The 2,637-nt window shown below is 43.8% G+C and carries 3 protein-coding genes; all 3 read right to left on the bottom strand.

Annotation, left to right across the window (positions count from 1 at the left end; genetic code table 11):
* A partial coding sequence (locus LUQ50_RS14890; RefSeq protein ID WP_300041036.1) for a glycerol dehydrogenase occupies positions 1-825 on the bottom strand: 825 nt, incomplete at its 3' end.
* A gap of 266 nt (positions 826-1,091) precedes the next feature.
* Positions 1,092-1,946 carry a phosphoribosylformylglycinamidine synthase subunit PurQ gene (locus LUQ50_RS14885; protein WP_300041034.1) on the bottom strand — a complete coding sequence of 285 codons (855 nt, stop codon included), beginning with the start codon at positions 1,944-1,946 and terminating at the stop codon, positions 1,092-1,094.
* Positions 1,947-2,637: AIR synthase-related protein (locus LUQ50_RS14880; RefSeq protein ID WP_300041031.1), on the bottom strand; the 691-nt coding region annotated here is incomplete at its 5' end. It abuts the gene before it with no gap.

Genomic DNA, 2,637 nt, shown 5'->3' with positions numbered 1-2,637 from the left:
TACTAATTCCCCATGAAACATGTGATGACACTGGGGTCCTACCGTTAAACTGTTGTAAATCGAATGGGCACAGGCGAGACCATTGCTTTCAAAACCCACACCACTGAGATAAATATTCGCTTCAATGATATTTTCAAACTCTTTTGAATATATTTTATTTTCTGCCGATTTCTTGGCTTTCAGACCATCACGGATCAGAATCTCATAGCATAATTTTGCCAGTGCTACCGATGTATTGGTACAAATTCCCCCTACAAAATTTTCATGCTCTGATGCTACATTAGCCCTGGCTTCATAATAGGTTGATAATGCATCTCCCATGCCGGAAACAAGCAATCTGACCGGAGAGTGAAGAATTACATCCGTATCAACCAGAACCAATTCTGGATTTTTTGGCAGAACAAGGTTTCCATCAAAAACATGATTTTCAGTGTAGACAACTGATATAGCGCTTGTCGGAGAATCGGTTGATGCAATTGTGGGGATTGTAATAACTGGAGATCTTTCATAATATGCCACACCTTTTGCAGTGTCTAAAGCCTTTCCCCCTCCGATTCCCACCGTTACCATACAACCATGTGTTTTGTATACCTCACGTAACCGATCAATTTCTTTGTAAGTACATTCCCCACTGAATCTTTCAAATACCAATGTTTGCCCTGATTCCCTGAAACTCTCCTCAATGATACTTTTCAGATTCAGAAATGCAAAACCCCCCATGACAAACAGAAATGGTCCATCAAGCCTGGAAATATGTTCTTTGATCCTGGAAAGTTCCCCGGATCCCTGAATATATTTTCCCGGTGATGCGAAAATTTTTGACATCTAACTGTCACTCCTTCTTTAATGATATGATAGTCTTCCTGATAATAAATGAGCCTTTTAATCAGAACCGGTGACCTAAAGTTCTTTCTGCCCTCATTTTTCTGGTAATCTATATGAGATATAATTTGGTGTTAGTCATGCAGAAACCAGAAAAGCTACGCATTCAAACTTATGTTAGTCTCGCACCCGGACAATCAACGTTATTAAGAAATTTCAGACTGCCTGATTTTTGATGGCAACTGTGAGTTCGAGAAAAAAAGGTTTGATTATCTGAAGTAATCCACGATATTCCTGAATAATTTCATATTCATGGATTCTGATGGAACTGGTATCCCCTGTCGTTTCAACCGCTCTTTCTGGAGGGGCCAGTCATATTGATTGACAAACTCCATCGCACGCTCGGGATGAGGCATCATGGCCAGTACCTTCCCATCTTCAGAGGTAATGCCTGCGATATCAGCAATCGAACCGTTTGGATTGAACGGATATTCGCCGTTCGCAGGTTTCAGATCCTCCCGGCAGTATGTGAATGCTATCATTTTCTGACTTTTGAGACGGCTTAGTGTCTCCTTTGAACAGGAAAAATTACCTTCTCCATGTGATACCGGGCAGATAATCTGTTCAATATCTTTAGTCCACAGATTTTGAGCCACAGGTCTGATTGTTACATACCTGCATTCAAGTACTCCTTTACGGTTAGGCATCAGGGCGATATCACGTTTATATTGCATACCAAATGACGGTACAAGCCCAAGATTAACTAAGATCTGAAATCCGTTACAAATCCCGAGTACGAGGTTGTCACCTTTGAGGAAATCAGTCAGATCATGCCAGAGATTGTTTCTAACTCGATTTGCATACGCATTACCTGCTCCGGTATCGTCACCGTACGAGAATCCTCCTGGAAATACAAGCAACCGGTAATCAGCCAAAAGCCTGCTTCGATCAATGAGATCGTTGATATGGACGATATCTGCATCCATACCGGCACGGGTGAGTGCCTCTTTTGTTTCCATCTCTGAATTGATCCCGAACCCGCTCATGATGAGGGCTTTATCAGCGATCATATCCTGATCTGAAATCATTCCGAGGGTACGTGATGAGGGAGATGCCGAAGGCATTTAATAACCCCCAAATGGTTTTTTGTATGCTGCCTCAAGGTCAGTGACCGGCACTGAGAGAAGCAGGGATTTTCCGGTTATCTGCAGGTTCTTTCCACCTACACGACCGATCAGGGTGGTGTCCGATCCCATCGCCAGTTCAAAGGAACGTTTCTTATCTGGTGCAACCGTTACCACAAATCGTCCGAGTGTCTCTGAAAAGAGCATATAATCGGCTCTTCCTGTTGCAGAGATCGTGATGTCCATGCCGATCCGACCTGCTATTGCAACCTTGGCCAGGGCCACTCCCAGCCCGCCATGGGTAATTGGGAATGCAGATGCAACAAGATCGTGAAGGATAGCATTCGTCAGCCGTTCGTACCGGTTTTTCATAACCGGAATATCCAAGACGGGTACCGTTCCGATAAGCGTGTCGCTAGTGGCAAGACCGTTGATGTAGGCGAAATATTCTGATCCGCCGAGTTCTTCACCTGTTGTTCCAATCAGATATACCAGATCTCCTTCGATCTTTGCATCCATAGAGACTGCTTTGGTTACATCTGGGTGAATCCCTATGGAAGAGATGAGAAGGGTCGGGGGGACGGATACTTTTACTGGATTGTTGTCTTCGTCAAATCCTGAAAAGTCATTAAACATACTGTCCTTGCCTGATATGAATGGGGTTAGAAAACCGGTGGCCCCGTCATAACAC

The sequence above is a fragment of the Methanospirillum sp. genome, assembly GCF_028679455.1.
GTDB lineage: Archaea > Halobacteriota > Methanomicrobia > Methanomicrobiales > Methanospirillaceae > Methanospirillum.
The sequence above is the reverse complement of the archived record's forward strand: the minus strand, read 5'-3'. Positions and strand labels throughout refer to the sequence as shown.

Bases quoted from the DNA above. Each gene is read 5' to 3' on its own strand.
- LUQ50_RS14885 (WP_300041034.1), bottom strand. From the start codon at position 1,946: ATGCCTTCGGCATCTCCCTCATCACGTACCCTCGGAATGATTTCAGAT.